The organism is Streptomyces sp. JNUCC 63, from assembly GCF_054366325.1.
Map to the genome: position 1 here is coordinate 3,807,521 of NZ_CM135963.1, position 25,241 is coordinate 3,832,761.

Sequence of the window (25,241 nt, forward strand, 5' to 3'; positions counted from 1 at the left end):
CGTGCCACGCACGTCGTCAGACCCGAGAGCCGTCTTGGCATCAGACTCGAGTATTACGGGGACCTTAGGGGTCACACCCTCAAGACCTCGCACAGTCTCAGGAGAGGTGACGCGCGTGACGCCGTTGGAAGGTGCTCGGGAGCGCTGGGTCCGCACGGGCGGGGTCGAGCTGTGCGTGGCCGAACTGGGGGACCCCCGGCAGCCGACGGTCGTCCTGGTGCACGGTTATCCGGACAGCAAGGAGGTCTGGTCCCAGGTGGCCCGGCGCCTGGCCGGCCGGTTCCACGTCGTGCTGTACGACGTCCGGGGCCACGGCCGCTCCACCGCGCCCCTGCCTCTGCGCGGCGGCTTCACGCTGGAGAAGCTCACGGACGACTTCCTGGCGGTCGCGGACGCGGTCAGCCCCGACAGGGCGGTGCATCTCGTGGGGCACGACTGGGGTTCGGTGCAGTCCTGGGAGTTCGTCACCGTCCGCCGCACCGAGGGCCGGATCGCTTCCTTCACGTCCATGTCCGGCCCGTCCCTGGACCACTTCGGCCACTGGATCGACACGTGCGTCAAGCGCCCCACCCCGCGCCGGGTGGGCCGGCTCCTCGGCCAGGGCGCCAAGTCCTGGTACGTGTACCTGCTGCACACGCCGAAGCTGCCCGAACTGGCCTGGCGCGGCCCGCTCGGCAAGCGCTGGCCCAAGATTCTCAAGCGCGTCGAGAAGCTGCCCGACGGCGACTACCCGACCTCGTCGCTGCCCCAGGACGCAGCGCACGGCGCCTGGCTGTACCGGGACAACGTCCGGTCCCGGCTGCGCAGGCCGCGACCGGACGCCTACGCGCACGTGCCGGTGCAGCTCATCACGCCCCTCGAGGACGCCTTCCTGTCGGAGCACCTGTACGACGGCCTGGAGCGATGGGCCCCGGAGCTGGTGCGCCGTACGCTCCCCGCCAAGCACTGGACCCCGCGCACCCGACCCGACCAGCTGGCGGCCTGGATCACGGAGTTCGTGACGGCCACCGAGGACGGCCGGCAGCGGCCCGCCGCCGGGAAGTACGCCGACCGATTCGCCGGGCAGCTCGTGCTGGTCACGGGCGCGGGCAGCGGCATCGGACGGGCCACGGCGTTCGCCTTCGCCGAGGCGGGCGCGCGCGTCGTGGCCGTCGACCGGGACGCCGAGGCCGCGGCCCGTACCGCGGAGCGGTCCCGGCTGCTCGGCGCGCCGGCCGCCTGGGCCGAGCCGGTGGACGTCTGTGACGAGCAGGCCATGGAGAAGCTGGACGAGAAGGTCGCCGCCGAGTACGGCGTGGTGGACGTGCTGGTGAACAACGCCGGCATCGGCCTGTCCGGCTCGTTCTTCGACCACACCACCGAGGACTGGAGAAAGGTCCTCGACGTCAATCTGTGGGGAGTCATCCACGGCTGTCGGCTCTTCGGGAAGCGAATGGCCGAGCGCGGGCAGGGCGGCCACATCGTCAACACCGCGTCCGCGGCGGCGTACCAGCCCTCGAGGGCTCTGCCCGCCTACAGCACCTCCAAGGCGGCGGTGCTGATGCTGAGCGAGTGCCTGCGCGCGGAGCTGGCCGGGCGGGGGATCGGCGTCACGGCGGTCTGTCCCGGCTTCGTCAACACCGACATCACGTCGACGGCGCACTTCGCGGGTGTCGACGCGGAGGAGGAGAAGCGCCTGCGGCAGCGCACGGCCCGTCTGTACGGGCTGCGCGACTACCCGCCGGAGAAGGTGGCCGACGCGATCCTGCGCGCCGTCGTGCGCGACGAGGCGGTGGTACCGGTGACGCCGGAGGCGCGTCTCTTCCACGCGATGTCGCGTTTCGCTCCGCGGGCCCTGCGCAGGCTCGCGCGGGTGCGGCCGCCGCTGGGAGCCGCCGATCCGGGCACAACGTCCTGAATCGGCGACCGTTGTCCACAGGTCCCGTCAATTAACCTGTGGATAAAGCAAGTTCGCTGTGGATCAAACCTCCCGGGCGAAATTGGCCTGCGTGATGCTCGTCTCTCCCGGCAGGCTGGTCCGATGGACGAAAGACGCACCGTGAAGGTGTCGAAGTACCTCTCCAAACACCTCCGCCACCAGCCCGGGAGGATCGGGATCACCCTCGACGAGGGCGGCTGGGTCGAGATCGACACGTTGCTCGCGGCGGCGGCCGCCCACGGCTTCCGCATCTCGCGCGAGGAACTGGACCATGTGGTCGCCACCAACGACAAGCGGCGCTTCGCGATCGAGGGCACCCGCATCCGCGCCAGTCAGGGGCACAGCGTCGAGGTCGACCTCGCACTGCCGGCCGCGACCCCGCCGCCGTACCTCTACCACGGGACGGTTGCCCGCAGCCTGGACGCCATCCGTGTCGAGGGCCTGCGGCCCATGAACCGGCACGACGTGCATCTCTCACCCGATCGCGAGACCGCCACCCGTGTCGGCGCCCGCCGCGGCCGTCCGGTGGTGCTCACCGTGGACGCGGCCGCCATGCACCGCGACGGCCATGTCTTCCATGTCAGTGCCAACGGGGTATGGCTGACGAAGGCCGTGCCACCTCGCTACCTGCGGTTTTCCTCCAAGCGCTGAGCCCGGTCCGGTATGATCGACGGCATGGGCCGCCACCTGGCCACCACCGAAGCCGCCGTCACCGCCTGCCGCGCCATCGCCGCCGAGTACGCACGCGAGGTGGAGATGATCCATGGCATCGGCGCCGACCAGACCTCCCGCCGCGGTGCCGCAGGCGCCGGCGTCACCACCGCTCCGGACGGCTCGCTCTCGCACGAGGCCTCCCTGGAGTTCGGCGGCTTGCCCCGGGTGACCGCACGCACAAGGAGTACGTCCCGATGCTCGTCCTCAGCCCGCGGCCGGCCGGCCGCGAGCGGTGATGGTTTCACGTGAAACACTTGCGGGCGCTTAGGCTCGGGCCCATGAGTCTGCGTCTGAGCACCGTGATCCTTCCGTACCGTCGCTGGCAGGAGGGCGGCCGTTCGGCATGGACGCGTGCCGAGCAGCTCGGCTTCCACAGCGCCTACACCTACGACCATCTGTCCTGGCGCAGCTTCCGGGACGGCCCGTGGTTCGGGGCGGTGCCGACACTGACCGCCGCCGCGGCTGTGACCGACCGGCTGCGGCTGGGCACGCTGGTGACCTCGCCGAACTTCCGGCATCCGGTCACCCTCGCCAAGGAGCTGATCTCCCTCGACGACATCTCCGGCGGACGGGTCACGCTGGGCATCGGCGCGGGCGGTACCGGCTTCGACGCCACCGCGCTCGGACAGGAGCCGTGGACGCCGCGGGAGCGGGCCGACCGGTTCGTCGAGTTCGTATCCCTGCTCGACCGGCTGCTGACCGAGGACGCGGTGTCCTACAAGGGCGACTTCTACTCGGCCCACGAGGCCCGCAACATCCCCGGCTGTGTGCAGCGTCCCCGGCTGCCGTTCGCGGTGGCCGCGACCGGTCCGCGCGGGCTGCGGCTCGCGGCGCGATACGGGCAGGCGTGGGTGACCACCGGCGACCCCAAGCTGTATGAGAGCGGCACGCCGGAGCAGTCCGTTCAGGCTCTCCGCGCTCAGGCCGAGAAGCTCGCGGACGCCTGTGCCGAGGCGGGCCGTGACGTTGCCGCGATCGACAAGGTCCTGCTGACCGGATTCACACCGGACCGGGGGCGGCCGCTGGAGTCCCTCGACGCGTTCGTCGACTTCGCCGGCCGTCACCAGGAGCTGGGTTTCACCGAGATCGTGGTCCACTGGCCGATCCCCGACTCGGACTTCGCCGCGGAGGAGAAGGTCTTCGAGCGGATCGCCCTGGAAGCGCCCGCCCAGCTGACGTGACCGAGGCAACCCCTCAAATGTGCGGAGTGCCGCACGGTCGTGCGGGCATATGCGGGACAATGCCCCGGTGACCTCAGCGACTCGACAGCCCGAGACCCCGGCCGCCGCCCTGCCGCCGCGGCTGATCGCCACCGATCTCGACGGCACCCTGCTGCGCGACGACAAGTCGGTCTCCCCCCGCACGGTCGCCGCCCTGGCGGCCGCGGAGGAGGCGGGCATCGAGGTCTTCTTCGTCACCGGCCGTCCGGCCCGCTGGATGGACGTGGTCGCTGACCACGTCCACGGGCACGGCCTGGCGATCTGCGGCAACGGCGCGGCCGTGGTGGACCTGCACGGCGGCCCCGGCGCCCACCGTTTCGTGAAGGTGCGCGAGCTGGCACGGGAGAACGCGCTGGACGCGGTACGGCTGGTGCGCGAGGCGGCACCGGGCACGGTGTACGCGGTCGAGCAGACGTACGGCTTCCATCAGGAGCCGGCCTATCCGAAGCTGCACATGGAGATACCCGACGCCCTGGCGCCCGCCGAGGAGCTGCTGGCGGCGGGCGGGGTCGGCGCCGAGCAGCCGATCCTGAAGATCCTCGCCCACCACCCCACCCTGGACCCGGACGCGTTCCTCACTGTCGCCCGGCTCGCCGTCGGCGAGCGCGCCACCATCACCCGGTCCAGCCCCAGCGCCCTGCTGGAGATCAGCGGCCCGGACGTCTCCAAGGCGAGCACTCTGGCGCTGTGCTGTGCCGAGCGCGGCATCTCGCACGAGGAGGTCGTCGCCTTCGGCGACATGCCGAACGACATCGAGATGCTCACCTGGGCCGGTCAGTCCTACGCCATGGGCAACGCCCACCCCGACGCGATCGCCGCGGCCTCAGGAGTGACGTTCGCCAACAACGAGGACGGGGTCGCCGCGGTGATCGAACGGATGCTGGGGGAGCGGCTGTAACGGGCGCACTGCCCGGTCGGCGGGACTTGGCCCGCGGGTGAGCCGCTACCTCCTCCCCACCAGCAGCTGGGTCTCCGCCTCCCGCTCGGTCATCCGCCGCAGCGGTCCCGGCAGTGCGGCCAGTTCCGTGTACGCCCCCTGCTGGACCACGCATCCCTGGTCCAGGACGATCACCTCGTCCACTGCCTCCAGCCCGGCCAGGCGGTGCGTGATGAGCAGCGTCGTACGGCCCTCGGTGGCGGCCAGCAGATCGGCGGTGAGCGCGTCGGCGGTGGCCAGGTCGAGGTGTTCGGCGGGCTCGTCGAGCACGAGCACCGGGAAGTCGGCGAGCAGCGCACGGGCCAGGGCCAGCCGCTGGCGCTGCCCGCCCGACAGCCGGGCCCCGTGCTCGCCGACGAGCGTGTCGAGCCCGTCGGGCAGGGTGTCGGCCCAGTCGAGCAGCCGGGCCCGTGCGAGGACGTCCCGCAGCTCGGCCTCGGTCGCGTCCTTCTTCGCGAGCAGCAGGTTCTCCCGCACCGAGCTGTCGAAGAGGTGCGCGTCCTGGGCGCACAGCCCGACCAGCCGTCGTACGTCGTCGCCGGCCAGGGCGTGGGCGTCGACGCCGCCGAGGGTGTAGGTGCCCGCTTCCGCGTCGAGGAAGCGCAGCAGTACCTGGGCGAGCGTGGTCTTGCCGGACCCGGACGGCCCGACCACGGCGACCCTGCGGCCCTCCTGGAGCGTCAGGCCGACGCCGGCGAGTGCCGGCCGGTCCTGGCCCGCGTGCCGGGCCGTCAGGTTGTCGACGGTGAGCGGGAACGGTGAGGCGGGCGCCTGCCGGGGCCGCTCCGGCTCGCGGACGGGCTCGGGGGCGTCCAGGACCTCGTGCACCCGCTCCGCGCTGCGGCGCACCCGTTGCCGGTACTGCACGGCGAGCGGCATGCCGAGGACCGCTTCGAAGGCGGCCAGCGGAGTGAGGACGACGACGGCCATGGTCACACCGGCCAGCCGCCCGTCGGCAACCGCCTGGGCACCGACGAGGGCCGCCGCGGCGACGGTCAGCCCGGAGATCAGAGCGGTGAGTCCGTCACCGAGCGCGGTGGCGGTGGCGGCGCGCGAGGCGATCCGGGTCAGCACGCCGTCGGCCCGCCGGGTCTCGGCGGTACGAGCGGGCAGGGCACCGGCGACCGTCAGTTCGGCGGTTCCGGTGAGCAGGTCGGTCACCCGGGTGGCGAGCGCGCCGCGTGCGGGGGCGAGCCTGTGCTCGGCGCGCCGTGACACGGCCCCGGTGACAAGGGGGATGCCTGCCCCGGCCGCGAGCAGGCCGGCAGCGAGCACCGCACCGGCCTCGGGCAGCAGCCAGGTGGTGAAGGCGACGGAGACGGCGGACACGGTCAGTGCCGCACCGGCGGGCAGCAGCCAGCGCAGCCAGTAGTCCTGCAGGGCGTCCACGTCCGCGACGAGCCGCGTGAGCAGATCGCCGCGGCGCATCCGCCGCAGCCCGGCGGGTGCCAGCCGTTCCAGCCGCCGGTAGACGGCCACCCGCGTATCGGCCAGCATCCGCAGCACGGCGTCGTGCGACACCAGCCGTTCCACGTAGCGGAAGACCGCCCGCCCGATGCCGAAGGCCCTGGTCGCCGTGACGGCCACCATCAGGTAGAGCACGGGCGGCTGCTGGGACGCCCGCGAGATGAGCCATCCGGACGTGGCCATCAGCCCGACCGCGCTGCCGAGCGCGAGGCTGCCGAACAGCAGGGCGAGGGCGAGACGTCCGCGCCGGGGTCCGGACATCGCCCGGACCCGGGCGAGAACGCCACCCGCGGTCGTCGTGACCTCGGTCCCGGGTCCGACCGGGGTATCGGTGCGCCCCGGCTGCGGCTCTTCCGCCGGGCGTGCCGCGGCGCTCGGGACCGCGGCACGCGCGGACGCGGAGAACTCGGCCTCGTCGAGGCGCACCACCCGGTCCGCCACCTCCAGCAGGGCCGGCCGGTGCACCACCAGCAGCACCGTCCGCCCGGCGGACAGTCGACGCACCGCCGCCACGACCTCCGCCTCGGTGGCTCCGTCCAGCGCGGCCGTCGGCTCGTCGAGCAGCAGGACGGGCCGGTCGGCGAGGAAGGCCCGGGCGAGCGCGAGCCGCTGGCGCTGCCCTGCGGACAGCCCGGCCCCGTCCTCGCCGAGCCCGGTGTCCATTCCCTTGGGCAGCACGTCCACGAACTCCAGCGCACCGGCGTCGGTCAGCGCCCTGCGTACGGCGGCGTCATCCGCGTCGGGCCGTGCCAGCCGTACGTTCTCGGCGATCGTCCCGGCGTACAGGTGCGGCCGCTGCGGCACCCAGGCGATCCGCGACCGCCACTGCTCCAGGTCGATGTCGGCGAGATCGACTCCCGCGATCCGCACCCGGCCCGCGGTGGGCCGCACGAACCCCAGCAGAACGTTCAGCAGCGTCGACTTGCCCGCACCGCTGGGCCCGACAAGCGCGACCGTCTCCCCCGGCCGCACGGCGAAGGACACGCCCGTCACGGCGTCCGCGGACCGCCCGGGGTAGCGGACGCTCACGTTCTCGAAGGCCAGGTCGCCCGTCGGGACGGCACCGGTGCCGGACTCCGGCACCGGTGCCTCCAGCACGGCGAAGATCTCCTCGGCCGCCGCCAGCCCCTCTGCCGCCGCGTGGTACTGCGCACCCACCTGCCGCAGCGGGAGATACGCCTCGGGCGCGAGCACGAGGATGACCAGCCCGACGTACAGGTCCATGTCGCCGTTGACGAGCCGCATGCCGATCGTGACCGCGACCAGGGCCACCGACAGCGTGGCCAGCAGTTCCAGGGCGAACGAGGACAGGAAGGCGATCCGCAGGGTACGCATGGTCGCCCGCCGGTACTCGCCGGTGATGCGCTGGATCGACTCCGCCTGCGCCTTGGCCCGGCCGAACACCTTCAGGGTCGGCAGCCCCGCCACGACGTCCAGGAAGTGCCCGGACAGCCGGGACAGCAGCCGCCACTGACGGTCCATGCGGGACTGCGTGGCCCAGCCGATCAGCATCATGAAGACCGGGATCAGCGGAAGGGTGCCCACGATGATGGCCGCGGAGACCCAGTCCTCGGTGACGATCCGCGCGAGCACCGCCACCGGGACGACCACCGCCAGCCCCAGCTGCGGCAGATAGCGCGAGAAGTAGTCGTCCAGGGCGTCGATCCCGCGTGTGGCCAGGGCGACCAGCGAGCCGGTCCGCTGCCCGCTCAGCCAGCCGGGGCCGAGTGCCGTCGCGCGCTCCAGCAGCCGCCCGCGCAGCTCCGACTTCACCGCCGCGCTCGCCCGGTGCGCGGCGAGCTCGGTCAGCCAGGAGACCAGCGCACGGCCGCAGGCCACGGCCACCAACAGCAGCAGGGGAGTGCGGAGTTCGGCGACCGCCATCCGGTGCTGGAAAGCGCCCACCACCACCTCGGCGATGAGCATCGCCTGTGCGATCACCAGCACCGCGCCGACGGCGCCCAGCCCGACGACGGCCACCAGGAAGAGCCGGGTGGCACGGGCGTAGCGGAGAAGTCGCGGATCGATCGGTTTCACGTGAAACATGCCCTTCGGCCCCGAGGGTGTGTTTCATGTGAAACACACCCTCACCGGACTCAGTGCGCGGGTTCGGCGATGTGCTGCGTACCGATCCGCTTGCGGAACACCCAGTAGGTCCACCCCTGGTAGAGCAGGACGACCGGCATGGCGATCACCGCGAGCCAGGTCATGATCTTCAGGGTGTACGGGCTGGAGGAGGCGTTGGTGACCGTCAGGCTCCAGTCCGCGTCGAGCGTGGACGGCATGACGTTCGGGAAGAGCGTCAGGAAGAGCATCGCCACAGCCGCCACGATGGTGACGCCGGACAGCGTGAACGACCACCCCTCGCGTCCCGCCCGGTTCGCCACCAGGGCGGCGACCAGCGCGGCGACCGCGGCGACCAGCGCGACCAGGCTCTTGCCGTCACCGCCGTCGGCCTGCGTCCACAGCAGGAAGGCCAGAGCCAGTACGGCCGCGACCAGCCCCACACGCTGCGCCAGCTGCCGCGCACGCCCGCGGATGTCACCGACGGTCTTGAGCGCCGCGAACACCGCACCGTGGAAGGTGAAGAGTGTCAGAGTGACCAGGCCGCCCAGCAGGGCATACGGGTTGAGCAGGTCCCAGACGTTGCCCACGTACTCGAACTCGGAGTCGATCTTCACTCCGCGCACGATGTTCCCGAACGCCACGCCCCAGAGGAACGCGGGGATGAGCGAGGTCCAGAAGATCGCCGTCTCCCAGTTGCGCTGCCAGCGCTCCTCCGGCCGCTTCACCCGGTACTCGAAGGCGACACCCCGGACGATCAGGCTGATCAGGATGACCAGCAGCGGCAAGTAGAAGCCGGAGAAGAGCGTGGCGTACCACTCGGGGAAGGCGGCGAAGGTGGCGCCACCGGCCGTGAGCAGCCACACCTCGTTGCCGTCCCAGACGGGGCCGATGGTGTTGATCAGCACCCGCTTCTCGGCGCGGTCGCGGGCGAGCAGCCGGGTGAGAATCCCGATCCCGAAGTCGAAACCCTCCAGGAAGAAGTAGCCGATCCACAGGACGGCGATCAGAACGAACCAGACGTTGTGCAGTTCCATGACTGTGCGACTCCCTCGGCCTAGTACGAGAAGGCCATCGGCTTGTCGGCGTCACGGGGATCGCCGCCGAGCTTCGTGGGCGGGTTGAGGTCGGCCTCGGTGAGCTCGGGCGGGCCCGCCTTGACGTACTTGGCGAGCAGCTTGACCTCGATGACGGCCAAAGCGGCGTACAGCGCGGTGAAGACGCTCATCGAGGTGATGACCTCGGCCTGGGACACGCCGGGAGAGACCGCGTGCCGGGTCTGCATCAGGCCGTAGACGACCCAGGGCTGCCGGCCCATCTCGGTGAAGATCCATCCCCAGGCGTTGGCGATCAGCGGGAACGCCATCGTCCAGAGCGCCAGGAGCCAGTACAGCCGGCTGAGCCTCGGACCGATCGGCTTCTTCAGCAGCACCAGATGCGGGACCTCGTCCTCCCCGGTGCGCAGGGCGGCCGGCAGCAGGAACCTCTTCCGCGTGAGCCAGAGCCCCAGCAGGGCGAGCGAGAAGGACGCCATACCGAAGCCGATCATCCAGCGGAAGCTCCAGTAGGCGACGGGGACGATGGGCTTGTAGTCACCGGGGCCGAACTTCTCCTGCAGGGCCTCATTGGTGTCGTTGATGCCGGGCACGGGCGAATCGAAGTCGCCGTGGGCGAGGAAGGACAGGAGTCCGGGGATCTCCAGGGCGACCTTGTTGTGCCCCTTGTCGACGTCTCCGTACGCGAAGACCGAGAAGGGCGCCGGACTCTCGCTCTCCCACAGCGCCTCGGCGGCAGCCATCTTCATGGGCTGCTGCTCGTACATGACCTTGCCGAGGGTGTCCCCGCTGACCGCGGTGAGCAGTCCCCCGACCGCCATGGTGACCAGGCCGAGCCGGAGCGAGGTGCGCATCACGGGGATGTGCTTCTTGCGCATGAGGTGGAAGGCGGCGATTCCCACCATGAAGGCGCCGCCCGTCAGGAAAGCCGCCGAGAAGCTGTGGAAGACCTGGTTGAGCGTGGTGTTCTGGGTGAGCACCAGCCAGAAGTCGGTGAGTTCGGCCCGGCCCTTCTCCTCGTTGATCCGGTAGCCGACGGGGTGCTGCATCCAGGAGTTGGCCGCGAGGATGAAGTAGGCCGACACCAGCGTGCCGAACGAGACCATCCATATGCAGGCCAGGTGGATCTTCTTGGGAAGCTTGTCCCAGCCGAAGATCCACAGGCCGATGAACGTGGACTCGAAGAAGAACGCGATCAGCGCTTCGAAGGCGAGTGGGGCGCCGAAGATGTCACCGACGAAGCGGGAGTAGTCCGACCAGTTCATGCCGAACTGGAACTCCTGCACGATGCCGGTGACCACACCCATGGCGATGTTGATCAGGAAGAGCTTGCCCCAGAACTTGGTGGCTCTGAGGTACTTCTCCTTCTCCGTGCGCACCCATGCGGTCTGCAGCCCGGCCGTCAGGGCGGCCAGCGAGATCGTCAGGGGGACGAACAGGAAGTGGTAGACGGTCGTGATGCCGAACTGCCAGCGCGCCAGTGTCTCCGGCGCCAAAGCCAGGTCCACGTCGTCACTCTCCTTACGTCACCGCTGTGGCGGCGGCCGTTTGCCCCGGTGTGTCCTGCACAACAGAGCAACAATCGGACTCGCTTGTGAACGCGTTCACATTCACAAGCAATTATGACGCACGTGTCTTCGAAGTCCGTAAGGGGGGGTCCCTTCCTGCGCCAACCCCTCGAGTGCGACTTGCCGGCCGGCAGCAAACAGGGCGGGCACCCCGGGACTCACCCGATGCCCGCCCCGGCCGCGGCGCTCAGACCTCCTTGCGGAACGCCTCCGCCGCCTTCAGGAAGATGTCGTTCGCCTCGGCCTCCCCGACGGTCACCCGCACGCCCTCGCCCGGGAACGGCCGGATCACCACGCCGGCCTGCTCGCACGCCTCGGCGAAGGCGACCGTACGCTCCCCCAGCCGCAGCCACACGAAGTTGGCCTGCGTCTCGGGTACCGTCCAGCCCTGCGCGCGCAGCCCGTCGACCACACGCGTGCGCTCGCACACCAGCGAACCCACCCGGCCCAGCAGTTCGTCCTCGGCCCGCAGCGAGGCGATCGCCGCCTCCTGCGCCAGCTGGCTCACGCCGAACGGCACCGCCGTCTTGCGCAGCGCCGCCGCCACCGGCTCATGGGCGATCGCGAAGCCGACCCGCAGCCCGGCGAGGCCGTAGGCCTTGGAGAACGTGCGCAGCACACAGACGTTCGGCCGGTCGCGGTAGAGCATCACACCGTCCGGCACCTCGGGGTCGCGGATGAACTCGCGGTAGGCCTCGTCCAGCACCACCAGCACATCGGAGGGCACCCGGTCGAGGAAGCGTTCCAGCTCGGCCCGCCGCACCACCGTGCCGGTCGGGTTGTTCGGATTGCAGACGAAGACCAGACGGGTGCGGTCGGTGATCGCGTCCGCCATCGCGTCCAGGTCGTGCACCTCACCCCAGGTCAGCGGCACCTGCACGGAGGTCGCCCCGCTGATCTGCGTGATGATCGGGTACGCCTCGAAGGACCGCCAGGCGTAGACGACTTCGTCACCGGGGCCGCTGGTGGACTGGATCAGCTGCTGGGCGACACCGACGGAGCCGGTGCCGGTGGCCACGTGGGAGGCCGGCACGCCGAAGCGCTCGGCCAGCTCGTTGGTCAGGGCCGTGCACGCCATGTCCGGGTAGCGGTTGAAGGAGCAGGCGGCGGCCGTCACCGTCTCCATCACTCCCGGCAGCGGCGGGTAGGGGTTCTCGTTGGAGGACAGCTTGTACGCCACCGGGCCGCCGGCCGCAGCAGGCTTTCCCGGCTTGTAGGTGGGGATACCCTCCAGCTCGGCACGCAGCTTCGGGCTCGTCTCGCTCACCGCAGTCCTCCTCGTGACCACCACCGGCTTCCAATACTGCACACCTTATGAGGATTGGGCGCCGCTGCGTATGGGTCGGACGCCACCACCTGTGCACCAGCACTGACCTCATGGGTCACACTGGCATCAGAGGCATCACCGTACGAAGGCGTACGAATCGAGGGGCGCGTCAAGATATATCTACGCGCCGGTGGCTCACGCCGTGGCGCGCATCCCTCGTGAAGGTGAGTTGAGACCTCTTCGAAACATCGAGGGCTCGGCAGGTCCATGCGTGCCGCCGCGTCAGGTCCTGGCATCGCGCCATTCAACTGACATGGTTTCAAAGGAAATCGAGCCCGGATGACCATGCAGAAACGTGCCTGTCAACGCGTGCATATGCGTCCGCACTACCCCACCGCATGAGCCCTACTATCGGCTCGCCATGACAGCAGCAGGGAAGCACCAGGTGAGCCGCGCGGAAACCTCACGCCGAGGCGGCCGGCCGGGCCGGGCGGGCATCAGAGACGTGGCCGCCGCCGCCGGAGTCTCCATCACGACCGTCTCCGACGCCCTCAACGGCAAGGGCAGGCTCCCGGACGCCACCCGACGCCATGTCCGCGAGGTCGCCGACCGGCTGGGGTACCGCCCCTCGGCCGCGGCCCGCACCCTCCGTACCGGCAAGTCCGGCCTCATCGGCCTGACCGTGACCACATACGGGGATGAACCTTTCACCTTCACCGAGTTCGCGTACTTCGCCGAGATGGCCCGGGCCGCCACCTCGGCCGCGCTCGCCCGCGGCTACGCCCTCGTCATCCTGCCCGCGACCTCACGTCACGACGTGTGGTCGAACGTCGCACTGGACGGCACGGTCGTCATCGACCCCTCGGACCAGGACCCGGTCGTCAGCGAACTGGTACGTCAGGGCTTACCGGTGGTCAGCGACGGCCGCCCGGCCGGCACGCTCCCCGTCACCGCCTGGGTCGACAACGACCACGAAGCCGCCGTCCTCGGCATCCTCGACCACCTCGCCGAGGCCGGGGCCCGCCGCATCGGCCTGCTCACCGGCACCACCACGGACACGTACACCCACCTGTCGACGACCGCCTACCTGCACTGGTGCGAGCGCGTCGGCCAGGACCCGGTCTACGAGGCCTACCCCGCCCACGACCCGTGCGCGGGCGCCGTCGCCGCCGACCGGCTGCTGGCCCGCCCCGACCGGCCCGACGCCGTCTACGGACTGTTCGACCCCAACGGCACCGACCTGCTCGCCGCCGCCCGCCGCTACGGCCTGCGCGTCCCCGAGGACCTGCTGCTGGTGTGCTGCAGCGAGTCCACCGTGTACGCCGGCACGGAGCCGCCCATCACCACGCTCTCCCTGAAGCCGCGCCGGATCGGCACGGCGGTCGTCCAGCTCCTCATCGACGCGATCGAAGGCGTCGAGTCGGACCGTCCGGTCGAGCAGGTCATACCGACCGAGCTGATCGTGCGCACCTCGTCCCAGCGACGCCCGCAACGCCACACGGTCAGCCCACCACGCACATCGGGCGGGCACTAGAGCAAGGCGGCCGGCAGGGCCGTCGAAGACCGGTCATTCGGGGCGAAAGCCACGGCGAACCGGAGTCCTGCTCCGATTCACCACCCCTGGGTCATCACATGGCGCGATCCGCATTCCTATGATGGGCCCACGACACCGCGGGCCGCTGCGACCAGGCAGTCCGAAGCGGTGCAGATGCGGCGCGATGGTGGAGGGGTCGATGACTCAGGGGGCCGGTCAGGGACCCGAGGTGGAGCGCACGTCAACGCTGCGCGACTTCCGGGTGCCCGCGTACGTCAACGAGACCGGTCCGTACGCCCACGGCATGCCCCCCGCCGAGACGGTCCGGCCGGCCCGGGAGGGCTACTCCGACGCGTACACGCCCACCGAGCGCGACCTGCCGGTCATCAACCGCGGTGACACGGTTCAGGTGGCCGTCGACCCGGCCCCCGCGCCCGCCGCACAGCCCGGTACCGGCCCGGGTCCCCTGTACGTCGTCGGTGACGTGCACGGCTACCTCGACCAGCTGGTGGCCGCCCTCCAGGAGAAGGGGCTCATCGACTCCGCCGGCCAGTGGCGCGCGGGCACCACGCGGCTGTGGTTCCTCGGCGACTTCACCGACCGCGGACCGGACGGCATCGGCGTCATCGACCTCGTGATGCGACTGTCCGCCGAGGCGGCCGCCGCCGGCGGCTACTGCAAGGCCCTCATGGGCAACCACGAGCTGCTGCTGCTCGGCGCCAAGCGGTTCGGCGACACCCCCGTCAACTCCGGCGCGGGCACCGCCACCTTCCAGGCGGCCTGGCTGCTCAACGGCGGCCAGAAATCCGACATGGACCGCCTCCAGGACCATCACCTGCAGTGGATGGCCCGCCTCGACGCGGTCGAGGAGGTCGACGGCTATCTGCTCGTGCATTCCGACACCACCGCCTATCTCGACTACGGCGCCTCGATCGAAGAGGTCAACGACACCGTCCGCGAGACGCTCACGCGCAACGACGCGGACGAAGTCTGGGACCTGTTCCGCAAATTCACCAAGCGCTTCTCCTTCCGCGACGAGGGCGGCGCCGACGCCGTACGCTCCCTGCTCGATACGTACGGCGGCACCCGTATCGTTCACGGCCACAGCCCCATCCCCTATCTGCTGGGCGAAGTCGGCTCCGAGGACGGCGACGAGAGCGCGGGTCCGGTCGTGGAGGGACCGCACGTCTACGCCGACGGACTCGCCATCGCGATGGACGGCGGCGTGACCATGGCCGGAAAGCTGCTGGTCCAGCAACTTCCCCTGGAAAGCTGACCGTTCACCGGGCAGCCGCTCTGCGGAGACGACCGCGCGGGTCGGCACCCAATTTGTGGAAACCCCCTGTCACCGCGCACCGTCACGGCTCTACCATCGGCTTATCCGTAGCAGGCTCCCCTCCGTTTCTGCCCGACGGCTCGCCGCCGTGCGAGCCCCAAGCCCTACGGAGCATCGGGGGATGCACATGAACAGCGTTCCGCAGCACCTGCTGAGCGAGGACCGCCAGGAATACGAGCGGATCCTCGATGAGGCGCTGCGCTCCGCCCCACACCACCCGGAACTGGCCGCTGTCGGACGGCGGCTCAACCCAGAACAGCTGCGCACCATGGCGCTGGGCGCCACCGCTCTGATCACGGCGGCCGCGGCGACCGAATACCACCACTACGTCAAGGTCCGCGAGGAACTGCGCCGACCGGCGTCGACCACCCTGTCCACCACCGGCCAGCCCGGCTCCGCCGAGCCGGGCGGAACCGGACTGGCCGCCACCATGGAGGGGGTGGTCGAGACCACCGGCGCGGGCGCGGGCGCCGTCGTGGCGGTACTCGCCCCCGTCCTGGCCGGTATAGCCGCCGCCCTCTTCCTGCTCGTCGGCTACATCCTGAAGATGCTCGACCCGGCGCAGACCTTCGCCCAGGCCATGATCACCACGGGCTGGGTGTTCGGCGCCGTGACCGCGGTGGCGATCCTCGTGGCCGCCGCCGGGCTGCTGCTCACCGCACTGCGCAACCGCCCTTCACCGGAGACCGGACCCTACGGCGAACCGGACGAAGAGCTAGCCCAGGCGAGGGAGGCCTGGCACGAGGCACTGCTCGAACGAGGCATCCTGCCGTTCCTGCGCGACGCACTCGCCGACGCCGGCTCCCCCGCGCCGGACCGTACGGACCCGTCGACGCCCTCCGGCCGTATCCCGCAACTCGGCTACGACCGCCCCGGTTTCAGCAGCCCGCACGACGGAGCCCCGAGTCCTCGCCCGAGCTTCACCAGTCCCGACTTCACCAGCCCGGACTTCGGAGGCCCGGACCACCAGCCGGAGTGACCGGAGCCCTCACCCCGAGGGTCCCGGCACGCCTCCCCGCCCCGCACGCGGCGGGGCTCGGTCCACGACCGGCAGGTACACCGGGTTGCCGGCGGCCGCGAACTCCTTCGCCTTCCGAGCACGCCCTCCTCGACCCCGGCCTTGCCGAGCCGTGTTCACGGCGGATTTCCTGCGAGATCTTCATCGACAACATCGGGCAGCAACAAGCCCTACAGACGTCGGATGACTTGTGCCTCCACTCGTTCGACGAGCGTACGACTGTAGGCATGTACGAGCGAGAGGTGAAACAGCGCCGGCGCCAATGGCGCCCACCGATGAACGCGATCGTTTCGCAGCATGTATCTGACCACCGCTGCGGGGCGGAAGGGGACGTAATCGATGGTCTGGTGTTCCCATCGGTCCGCGACGCCCCGGCTCATGCGTGCTTGCAGGTCTGAGCTCTTCAGGTCTTTCAGCTTGGCGTAGAAATGACCGCTCCAGTGGCGCTTCTCAATGTCCAGGACGAAGGCCAGCAGGTCGAGTGAGTACTCATGCGGCTCCAGGGAGAGTTCCTCGCGCATCCCTCGACGGGACACGGCATGAAGATCTGGTGCGCTCCTTCCCGACGAGTCGATATGTCGGGACAATCCCTCGTTGACGGAGGAGTTCCAGACGCCCGGAGCCATACGAACCCGGTCACTTCGCTGGCTGACCACGAGCATGTCATCGGCGGTGACGACCGCTACGTTGACGGCGAAGCTGCACTGCAGAAAGGGCGGTGCCTTCAAAGGCTCGTCCGGGTTCAAATAACGGGATCGGGGTGTGCTGCCGTCCGGAAGCCGACGATCGAGTTGCTGAGCAGCCAGAAAAGTGTAGTAGTCGGTCGGCCGCAGCCGCAGATGGACTTCGGGCCTCTCGTCGAGAGCAGTTCGCGAGATGTCGAACGATTCGACCGCATACCGTGGCCCATTCCACAGAGGGGTGCGCCCCTCGGCGCGCAAGTGCTCGCTCTCGGCAGCGATTTCGTCCCGCCAGGACAGCATGTCCGAGGGCAACTCGACCTCGTCGTCGAGCACGTGAACGTAGACGGTTTCGGGAGGAATTGGAGATTCTCCGTCCCCCTCGGCAATCAAAGCAGAGGTCTGCAGGGGCCCGAGTGAGAACGTGCGCCAAGCGGGACCCGATTCCTCCCGACGTCCCAGACTACGAATCGCACTCGTTGAGCGCCTGCGCAGTCGGTACCAGGCGTCCTGCAACGGCTGCTGGAACAGCACAGCAAACAGCATGCCGATGACAGCGCCCACTACTCCGTTGGCAACATCAATCCCAGCCATAGGCAAGACACATTACGGATCTTGATCGAACCAAGCGACACTGTGTCCTTTTCGTTACTGGATCGGATCTCGTTGAACGAAGCGCGGAGTGTCTGTCCGGCCCGGATGCAGGCGTTCGGGCCGGACAGGACTGGAACACGCGCCGAGCAGGTGGCCCGCGGATCAGTCCACGGTCGGCAGATACACCCGGTTCCCGCCTGCCGCGAACTCCTTCGACTTCTGCAGCATCCCCTCAGCGATCTCCTCGGGCGAGGCCCCCTCAGTCACGTCGCCGCCGAACCGCTCTGTGATGCTTTGACTGATCTTCATCGAGCAGAATTTCGGGCCGCACATCGAGCAGAAGTGGGCCGTCTTGGCGGGTTCCGCCGGGAGGGTCTCGTCGTGGAAGTCCCGTGCCGTGTCCGGGTCGAGGGACAGGTTGAACTGGTCCTCCCACCGGAACTCGAAGCGGGCGTCGGACAGCGCGTCGTCCCACTCCTGCGCGCCCGGATGTCCCTTGGCGAGGTCGGCGGCGTGAGCGGCTACCTTGTAGGTGATGACGCCGGTCTTGACGTCGTCGCGGTTGGGCAGGCCCAGGTGCTCCTTGGGCGTGACGTAGCAGAGCATGGCCGTGCCCCACCAGGCGATCATCGCGGCGCCGATGCCGGAGGTGATGTGGTCGTAGGCCGGCGCGATGTCGGTCGTCAGCGGGCCGAGCGTATAGAACGGTGCTTCATCGCAGATCTCCTGCTGAAGGTCGATGTTCTCCTTGATCTTGTGCATCGGGACATGTCCCGGGCCCTCGATCATGGTCTGTACGTCGAAACGCCTGGCGATCCGGCCGAGTTCCCCGAGCGTGCGCAATTCCGCGAACTGGGCCTCGTCGTTGGCGTCCGCGATGGAGCCGGGCCTGAGGCCGTCACCCAGGGAGTATGTGACGTCATAGGCGGCGAGGATCTCGCTGAGCTCCTCGAAGTGCTCGTACAGGAACGACTCCTTGTGATGCGCGAGGCACCAGGCCGCCATGATCGAGCCGCCGCGCGAGACGATGCCGGTCTTGCGGTTCGCGGTCAACGGCACGTAGGCCAGGCGCACGCCGGCGTGGACGGTCATGTAGTCCACGCCCTGCTCGGCCTGTTCGATGACCGTGTCCTTGTAGATCTCCCAGGTCAGTTCCTCGGCCTTGCCGTCCACCTTCTCCAGGGCCTGGTACAGCGGCACCGTGCCGATGGGGACGGGGGAGTTGCGCAGCACCCACTCCCGGGTGGTGTGGATGTTGCGGCCGGTGGAGAGGTCCATGACCGTGTCGGCGCCCCAGCGGGTCGCCCAGGTCATCTTCTCCACCTCCTCCTCGATGGACGATGTCACCGCGGAGTTGCCGATGTTGGCGTTGACCTTCACCAGGAACCGCTTACCGATGATCATCGGCTCGGTCTCCGGGTGGTTGACGTTGGCCGGCAGCACGGCGCGGCCCGCCGCGATCTCCTCGCGGACGACCTCGGGAGCGAGGTTCTCCCGGATCGCCACGAACTCCATCTCCGGCGTGATCGCCCCGCGGCGCGCGTACGCGAGCTGCGTCACCGCCCGGCCCTCTCGGCCGTGGCGCGGCTGACGCGGCCGTCCGGGGAACACCGCGTCGAGGTTGCGCAGGCCACCGCGCGGTGAGGTGTGCTTGATCCCGTCGTCCTCGGGGCGGACGGGACGCCCCGCGTACTCCTCAGTGTCACCGCGGGCGACGATCCAGTTCTCCCGCAGCGGCGGCAGCCCCCTGCGGACGTCGGTGTCGAGGAGTGGGTCGGTGTACGGGCCCGAAGTGTCGTACAGCGTGACCGACTTCCCGTTGGTGATGTGCACCTGGCGGACCGGCACCCGCAGATCGGTGCGCGAGCCCTCCACGTACCCCTTGTGCCAGCCGATGGACTTCTGCGTGGAGACAGGCGTGCGCACGTCCTCGTTGGTCATGAGACCTACTCCCTACGCCGGCATTACCCGGTAACAGGTTCGGCGGTCGACGCAGCGGTGTCCGTCCGCCGATGTTTCAGGTGAAACATCACATGTTCCACGTGAAACATCGCGAAGACGGAGGTCAGCGCCCTCTCAGCCCGGTGCTCCGAGCTCCCGCGTGTACAAAGGCACCTCAACGCTAGCGTCATGTGTGGCGCGGTGAACAGTGGGCCTGTGCCGTTCTTGCGATGATCGGGCGGTGACCACGACACAGCAGTCCCCCTATCCGCCACCCGAACCGCGGCACGGACACGACCCCGGGCACGGCCAGAACGTCACCGATGCCGGCCACGGACACGGGCATGGGCACGGTTCGGGGACCGGCGGCGGGCACGGGCACTCGCACAGCCACGGACCGGCCACGCCCGTCTCCAAGCACCTCCGCAAGGTCATCGCGGCAATCCTGATCCCGTTCGCCGCCGCGGTGGTGGTCGGTCTCACCGTGCTGTGGCCGGGCGGCGCCCCGGCGCACGAGCGCACCGGCGTGGGTTTCGACCGGCAGACGCAGCAGGCCACCGTCACCCAGGTGGTCGAGGTGAGCTGCAAGTCGGTGAACGCCTCCGCGGCCACACCTACCGGCGACACCTCCACCGCCGAGGGCTCCTCCGCACAGCAACAGGCGTCCGGTACCTGCAAGAAGGCCACGATCCGGGTGGACACCGGCAAGGACAAGGGCCGTACGTTCACCGAGATCGTGCAGCCCGACCAGTCCCGCCAGTTGCACCAGGGTGAGAAGGTCGTGGTCGCCTACGAGCCCTCCGCGCCAGAGGATTTGCAGTACTCGGTCGCCGACGTCAACCGGCACTTCCCGATGGCGCTGCTGGCCGGTGTCTTCGCACTCGCCGTCGTGGTCGTCGGGCGAATGCGGGGCGTCATGGCGCTGATCGCGCTGGCCATCAGCTTCCTGGTGCTGAACCTGTTCATCCTGCCCGCAATCCTGCAGGGCTCGAACCCTTTGGCCGTGGCGGTCGTGGGGTCGAGCGCCATCATGCTGATCGCGCTGTACATGTGTCACGGCCTGTCCGCCCGTACGTCGGTGGCGGTGCTCGGCACACTGATCTCGCTGATGCTGATCGGGGTGCTGGGATCACTGTTCATCGGCTGGGCCGCGCTCACCGGCAACACCGACGACAGCACCGGGCTGATCCACGGCCTGTATCCGTCGATCGACATGAGCGGTCTGCTGCTGGCCGGCGTCATCATCGGCTCGCTCGGTGTGCTCGACGACGTGACGGTCACACAGACGTCCGCGGTCTGGGAACTGCACGAGGCCAATCCCTCGATGGGCTGGCGCGGGCTGTACCGCGCGGGCATCCGCATCGGGCGCGACCACATCGCCTCGGTGGTCAACACCCTCGTCCTCGCGTACGCGGGTGCCGCGCTTCCGTTGCTGCTGCTCTTCTCCATCGCGCAGAGCGGCGTGGGGACCGTCGCCAACAGTGAACTGGTCGCCGAGGAGATCGTGCGCACGCTGGTGGGCTCGATCGGCCTGGTCGCCTCCGTTCCGGTCACCACGGCCCTGGCGGCGCTCGTGGTCTCGGCCGACCGTGGCGGACGGGGGCCGGCCGCCGCATCGGCCGCCGTGCCCGCTCCGGCACGCGGCGGGAGGGGCAGGCGCCGCAAGCGGTGACCCGGTACGGGGACCGGCGCCTGGTCGGCGAACCGTTCCTGCACTCTTGCGGGGCGCGGCCAAGCGCTACATCACCACCCGTGCAGCCAATGCCGTAACGCTTCAGCCCGTGCTCTGCTCCTCCGCCAGGATGCGGTCCAGGGCCTCGTCGAGGTGGGCGTCGAAGTCGGCCAGCGCGCCCTCCTGGCCCAGCGGCACCAGCTTGTCCGTGCGGTCCAGGAACGCCACCAGCGGCGCCGTGGAGGAACGGAACAGCGCCCGGTCGCCACCGACCTGAAGCCGGATCAGGACCTCGCTGAGCGAGCCGGCGTCGGCGGGCGCGATGCGCACATCGCCGTCCCCGCACGGTGTGCCCACTCCGTCGATCAGCAGCTCCCGTCCGAACGCCCAGGTCACCGGGGCATCGCCGGGAAGATGGAAGGTCAGCCGCACGGCATAGGGATCACAGGTCTCGTACCGCAGCTCCACCGGAATGCGGAAGGAGAGCTCCTCGGACACGAGAAAGCTCATCATGACCTCTGCCTGTACGGACTCGCGCATCGCTACCCCGTCATTTGCCGTCGACTGGCCGGGAACCCATCCCGTGACACTGGTGCATCTTGCTGAACGTACACGGCAGATCACAAGGAGTGAGTTTTCAGATACTGATAGAGAGCGCCAGGGAGCCCAGACACCGTCCCACCTCACGCTGCAGTTGTCGCGCGGCGGGCAGCAGCCGATCGGCCTGGTGGGCGGGAAGGGAGAGGGCCATGGTGGCCGCCGTGGCGCCCATGGTGATGGGAACCGCCGCGCACGCCGTCCCCAGCGCGTACTCCTGCCGCTCGGTCACCGGCTCCATCCGCGGCGTCCGCTCCAGGCGCCGCAGCAGGCTGTCCTCGTCACGGACCGTGTACGGGGTGAGGGACAGTACGGGATAGCGGTCGAGGTGGTCGCGGCGGGTGCTGTCGTCCAGCTGGGACAGCAGGCACTGGCCGACCGCGTGCGCGTGCCCGGTCTCGCGGAAGTCGGCCCACTCCTCGACCGCCGGGTTGGCCGCGGAGGCCGAAACGCACATGGTCTCGATCTCGCCGTCGCGGTACATCGCGTAGTACACCGGCGCACCGATCGCATCCCGCCACCGCGCCATCGCCTCGACGACTGCGCTGCGACGTTTCTGCGCCGCCCCGCTGCTGCCCAGCCGCTCGGCCGCCTCGCCCAGGAAGAACAGGCCCCGGTCGCGGTACAGATAGCCCTCGTGGACGAGGGTGCGCAGCAGGTGGTAGGCGGTGGGGAGCGCCAGGTCCGTCTCGCGGGCGAGCTGTTTGGCGGGCGCTCCCTGCTCGTGCCGTGCGACGGATTCCAGCAGGCGCATCGCGCGCTGCACGGACCCGATGAGGGTCTGGGGCTGCTGCTCCGGGGCCGCGGCGCGGGGCTGTTCCACGGGGGGCGACGAGCGCGGCTGCGTCAGAAGTGCCGTGGAGTGGCACAGCCCCCGGGGTGCGGAGGGCGCGTGCCGTTCTGCGGGTGCGGTTTCAACCGTGGCCAAGGGTCACTCCCGTAGCGCGAGGGGGCAGCCGTGCCGGGAGCACGGGTGGGGGTGCAAGCCGCCCGCGGGGATCTGCCCCGCGTCGATTTCCGGACCTTATCCGCCTGTCACCGCTCACAGACGGACTGTCCGGGAAACTTCCCTCCCCCGAGGGAACCGGCGATTCCCGTCACCGGTCACCGGTGTCCCACGGCTCTCACCAGTCGCTGCGTGAGGACGAGCTCGACATGAACTTCCGGACGATGTAGATCAGTCCGCCGACCAGGGCCACGAAGACCAGCAGCTTGAACAGCAGGCCGATCACGAAGCTGACCACGCTCGCTATCAGGCCGCCGAAGACGACCAGGGCGATGACCGGCACCGCGATCCACTTCACCCACCACGGCAGACCCGCGAAGATCTCTCGCATTGCCCTCGTCCTCATCTCTCCACCGGTCCTGTGCCGGTCCTGTCGGTGTCCCGCACTCCCCGGTGCGGGCCCTTCGATGTCCTGCACTCGATGCTAGGACGGCCAGGGGGTCCGGTGGGGCCCTCACACCCCTTGTCCTCCCCTGACCGTTCCCCTAGGGAACCCCGAGACGGCGCCTCAGGCTTCCGGGGGAGAGAACACCACCAGGACCCGCAGATCCTCGCTGATGTGGTGGAACTTGTGGGCGACTCCGGCCGGCACGTAGACTACGCTGCCGCGCGCCACTTGGGTCGTCTCCAGGCCGACCGTGATCGAGGCGCGGCCGCTCACGACGAAGTACACCTCGTCCTGGTTGTGCGGCTTCTGCGGGTCGTGATCGCCCGCGTTGAGCGCGTACAGACCGACCGACATGTTCCGCTCCCGCAGGAACTGAAGGTAGGCGCCCTCGTTGGCGGCTCGCTCCGCCTCCAGTTCGTCCAGCCGGAATGCCTTCATCGCCCTCGCCCACGCTCGTCACCGATCTCGTCTGCCACGATCAGACACATGAAGAATTTCGTAGTCAAGACGATCGCCAACGCGGGCGCCCTGGCGGTCGCCGTCTGGCTGCTCGACAAGATCACCCTGACCGGCGACAGCACTGCTCGGAAGGTCGGCACGCTGATCGCCGTCGCCCTGGTCTTCGGCCTGGTGAACTTCCTGGTCAAGCCGGTGGTGAAGGTGCTGACCTTCCCGCTGTTCCTCCTGACGCTCGGCCTGATCACCCTGGTGGTCAACGCGCTGATGCTGCTGCTCACGTCGTGGGTGTGCGGCAAGCTCGAGGTGAGTTTCCACGTCGAGGGCTTCTGGGCGGCCGTCCTCGGCGGTCTGATCGTCTCGGTCGTCTCCTGGGCGCTGCACATGGTCCTGCCGGACGAGGACTGAGTGACCGATGACGGGCCGAACGAAGGAGAGCAGGGCGGCATGAACGATTCCGCTGCGAATGGTCCGGACGGTGTTCGGAAGGAGTCCCTTTTCTCCGCCGACGCCGGTGAGGGCACGCGCGCGGTGCGGGCCGGACTGCCCGAGCCGGTCAAGCACGAGCCGACGCTTCCGGGGCCGGTGTTCGCCGCCCACTTCCATCTGCCGGGCGACCCGACGGGCCCCTACACCTACGGTCGCGACGAGAACCCGACCTGGACCCTGCTGGAGCGCGCCATCGGCGAGCTGGAAGCGCCAGGGCAGGGCGGCGTGGAGACGCTGGTGTTCGCCTCCGGCATGGCCGCCATCTCCTCGGTGCTCTTCTCCCAGCTGCGCGCGGGGGACGCGGTGGTCCTGCCCAGCGACGGCTACCAGGCGCTGCCGCCGGCAGGCGAGCAGCTGCGGGCGTACGGCATCGAGGTGCGCACCGCACCGACCGGCGGGAACGCCCAGCTCGACGTGCTGGACGGAGCACGGCTGCTGTGGATCGAGTCCCCGTCGAACCCGGGGCTCGACGTGTGCGACATCCGTCGGCTGGTTCAGGCGGCCCACGCGCGTGGGGCCCTGGTCGCGGTCGACAACACCCTGGCGACCCCGCTCGGGCAGCGGCCACTGGCGCTCGGCGCGGACTTCTCGGTGGCCAGCGGCACCAAGCAGCTCACCGGGCACGGCGACATCCTGCTGGGATACGTCGCCGGCCGCGGCGGCGAGGCCATGGCGGCCGTACGCCGCTGGCGCAAGATCGTGGGTGCGATCCCGGGGCCGATGGAGGCCTGGCTCGCACACCGTTCGATCGCCACCCTGCAGATGCGCGTCGACCGGCAGAACGCCTCCGCCCTGGCACTCGCCAAGGCGCTGCGCGGACGTCCCGAGGTGACCGGGCTGCGTTATCCGGGGCTCCCGGACGATCCCTCGCACAAGATCGCCTCACAGCAGATGCGGCGCTACGGGTGCGTGGTGTCCTTCACGCTGCCCACGCGCGCGCGTGCCGAGCGTTTCCTCGGCGCGCTCCGGCTCGTGGACGCCGCGACGAGCTTTGGCGGGGTGCGCTCCACGGCCGAGCGACGTGGGCGCTGGGGCGGGGACGCGGTGCCGGAGGGTTTCATCCGGATGTCCGTCGGTGCCGAGGACCCCGAGGATCTGGTGGCGGATGTGCTGCGGGCACTGGAAGAATCGGCTCACTGACCGCCTTGGGGACGCCGGTCGAACGCCGATACGCCGCCGGCCACGTACGACGGGCGGTCCGAGCCTCCCCCCTCGTGGCTCGGACCGCCCTCCGGTTCCCGCGCGTAGAACCGCGCGAACAAGGCTAGTTGACTCAGTGTCAGTGTCCAATCACGGTAGCGACAGAGACCTATCGACATA

At 69.6% G+C, this 25,241-nt stretch carries 20 protein-coding genes and 1 pseudogene; 11 read left to right on the top strand and 10 right to left on the bottom strand.

What is annotated here, in order from left to right; translation table 11 throughout:
• Positions 1–115: 115 nt before the first annotated feature.
• From ACX25U_RS17460 to ACX25U_RS17480, 5 genes and pseudogenes are all read left to right on the top strand, one after another.
• Positions 116–1,897 carry an SDR family oxidoreductase gene (locus tag ACX25U_RS17460; protein ID WP_454393131.1) on the top strand — a complete coding sequence of 594 codons (1,782 nt, stop codon included), beginning with the start codon at positions 116–118 and terminating at the stop codon, positions 1,895–1,897.
• Positions 1,898–2,020: 123 nt separating this feature from the next.
• Positions 2,021–2,569: an RNA 2'-phosphotransferase gene (locus tag ACX25U_RS17465; protein WP_454393133.1), complete on the top strand. Its 549-nt coding sequence runs from the start codon at positions 2,021–2,023 to the stop codon at positions 2,567–2,569.
• A gap of 12 nt (positions 2,570–2,581) precedes the next feature.
• Positions 2,582–2,809 (top strand): annotated as a pseudogene (locus ACX25U_RS17470) (hypothetical protein); the annotation flags it as partial.
• 101 nt (positions 2,810–2,910) lie between these two features.
• Positions 2,911–3,813 (top strand): LLM class flavin-dependent oxidoreductase, encoded by a 903-nt coding sequence (locus ACX25U_RS17475; RefSeq protein WP_454393135.1) that lies wholly within the window; start codon positions 2,911–2,913, stop codon positions 3,811–3,813.
• Positions 3,814–3,862: 49 nt separating this feature from the next.
• On the top strand, positions 3,863–4,750 hold the full coding sequence (locus tag ACX25U_RS17480; RefSeq protein ID WP_454393137.1) for a Cof-type HAD-IIB family hydrolase: 888 nt from the start codon (positions 3,863–3,865) through the stop codon (positions 4,748–4,750).
• Positions 4,751–4,795: 45 nt separating this feature from the next.
• Here ACX25U_RS17480 and cydD read toward each other — a convergent pair whose 3' ends face one another.
• The 4 genes from cydD to hisC form a co-directional block, all read right to left on the bottom strand.
• Positions 4,796–8,302 carry a thiol reductant ABC exporter subunit CydD gene (gene cydD / locus ACX25U_RS17485; protein ID WP_454393139.1) on the bottom strand — a complete coding sequence of 1,169 codons (3,507 nt, stop codon included), beginning with the start codon at positions 8,300–8,302 and terminating at the stop codon, positions 4,796–4,798.
• A 50-nt stretch (positions 8,303–8,352) separates the two neighbouring features.
• Positions 8,353–9,357, bottom strand: coding sequence for a cytochrome d ubiquinol oxidase subunit II (gene cydB, locus ACX25U_RS17490; protein ID WP_454393141.1), 1,005 nt, complete (start codon positions 9,355–9,357; stop codon positions 8,353–8,355).
• 20 nt (positions 9,358–9,377) lie between these two features.
• Positions 9,378–10,883 carry a cytochrome ubiquinol oxidase subunit I gene (locus ACX25U_RS17495; protein ID WP_454393142.1) on the bottom strand — a complete coding sequence of 502 codons (1,506 nt, stop codon included), beginning with the start codon at positions 10,881–10,883 and terminating at the stop codon, positions 9,378–9,380.
• 247 nt (positions 10,884–11,130) lie between these two features.
• The gene (gene hisC / locus ACX25U_RS17500; RefSeq protein WP_454393144.1) at positions 11,131–12,210 is read right to left on the bottom strand and encodes a histidinol-phosphate transaminase; all 1,080 of its coding nucleotides are present in this window, start codon (positions 12,208–12,210) and stop codon (positions 11,131–11,133) included.
• 421 nt (positions 12,211–12,631) lie between these two features.
• Between hisC and ACX25U_RS17505 the strand changes: the two genes are divergently transcribed.
• The 3 genes from ACX25U_RS17505 (at position 12,632) to ACX25U_RS17515 (ending at position 16,059) form a co-directional block, all read left to right on the top strand.
• Positions 12,632–13,744 (top strand): LacI family DNA-binding transcriptional regulator, encoded by a 1,113-nt coding sequence (locus tag ACX25U_RS17505; protein ID WP_454393146.1) that lies wholly within the window; start codon positions 12,632–12,634, stop codon positions 13,742–13,744.
• Between the two features lie 184 nt (positions 13,745–13,928).
• Positions 13,929–15,020 (top strand): metallophosphoesterase, encoded by a 1,092-nt coding sequence (locus ACX25U_RS17510; protein ID WP_454393148.1) that lies wholly within the window; start codon positions 13,929–13,931, stop codon positions 15,018–15,020.
• A gap of 181 nt (positions 15,021–15,201) precedes the next feature.
• Positions 15,202–16,059: a hypothetical protein gene (locus ACX25U_RS17515; RefSeq protein ID WP_454393150.1), complete on the top strand. Its 858-nt coding sequence runs from the start codon at positions 15,202–15,204 to the stop codon at positions 16,057–16,059.
• A gap of 209 nt (positions 16,060–16,268) precedes the next feature.
• Here the strand turns inward: ACX25U_RS17515 and ACX25U_RS17520 are convergent, their stop codons facing one another.
• Positions 16,269–17,372 (bottom strand): hypothetical protein, encoded by a 1,104-nt coding sequence (locus ACX25U_RS17520; protein ID WP_454393152.1) that lies wholly within the window; start codon positions 17,370–17,372, stop codon positions 16,269–16,271.
• Positions 17,373–17,534: 162 nt separating this feature from the next.
• The gene (gene thiC, locus ACX25U_RS17525) at positions 17,535–19,313 is read right to left on the bottom strand and encodes a phosphomethylpyrimidine synthase ThiC (protein WP_454393154.1); all 1,779 of its coding nucleotides are present in this window, start codon (positions 19,311–19,313) and stop codon (positions 17,535–17,537) included.
• Between the two features lie 241 nt (positions 19,314–19,554).
• Between thiC and ACX25U_RS17530 the strand changes: the two genes are divergently transcribed.
• A complete protein-coding gene (locus ACX25U_RS17530) occupies positions 19,555–20,985 on the top strand; it encodes a YibE/F family protein (RefSeq protein WP_454393156.1) in 1,431 nt (476 codons plus the stop codon).
• A gap of 102 nt (positions 20,986–21,087) precedes the next feature.
• Here the strand turns inward: ACX25U_RS17530 and ACX25U_RS17535 are convergent, their stop codons facing one another.
• The 4 genes from ACX25U_RS17535 to ACX25U_RS17550 all read right to left on the bottom strand — a co-directional run bounded on the left by ACX25U_RS17535 (position 21,088) and on the right by ACX25U_RS17550 (position 23,414).
• A complete protein-coding gene (locus tag ACX25U_RS17535; RefSeq protein ID WP_454393158.1) occupies positions 21,088–21,525 on the bottom strand; it encodes an SsgA family sporulation/cell division regulator in 438 nt (145 codons plus the stop codon).
• 97 nt (positions 21,526–21,622) lie between these two features.
• Entirely contained in the window at positions 21,623–22,405 is a 783-nt protein-coding gene (locus ACX25U_RS17540; protein ID WP_454393160.1) for an IclR family transcriptional regulator, read from the bottom strand.
• 301 nt (positions 22,406–22,706) lie between these two features.
• Entirely contained in the window at positions 22,707–22,919 is a 213-nt protein-coding gene (locus ACX25U_RS17545) for a DUF5326 family protein (protein WP_454393162.1), read from the bottom strand.
• 177 nt (positions 22,920–23,096) lie between these two features.
• Positions 23,097–23,414 carry a cupin domain-containing protein gene (locus ACX25U_RS17550; protein WP_454393164.1) on the bottom strand — a complete coding sequence of 106 codons (318 nt, stop codon included), beginning with the start codon at positions 23,412–23,414 and terminating at the stop codon, positions 23,097–23,099.
• A 48-nt stretch (positions 23,415–23,462) separates the two neighbouring features.
• On the opposite strand from ACX25U_RS17550, the gene ACX25U_RS17555 reads away from it, so the two are divergent.
• Positions 23,463–23,840, top strand: a complete 378-nt coding sequence (locus ACX25U_RS17555) for a phage holin family protein (RefSeq protein ID WP_454393166.1) — start codon at positions 23,463–23,465, stop codon at positions 23,838–23,840.
• Positions 23,841–23,879: 39 nt separating this feature from the next.
• Positions 23,880–25,061: a cystathionine gamma-lyase gene (locus ACX25U_RS17560; RefSeq protein ID WP_454393167.1), complete on the top strand. Its 1,182-nt coding sequence runs from the start codon at positions 23,880–23,882 to the stop codon at positions 25,059–25,061.
• Positions 25,062–25,241: the final 180 nt, after the last annotated feature.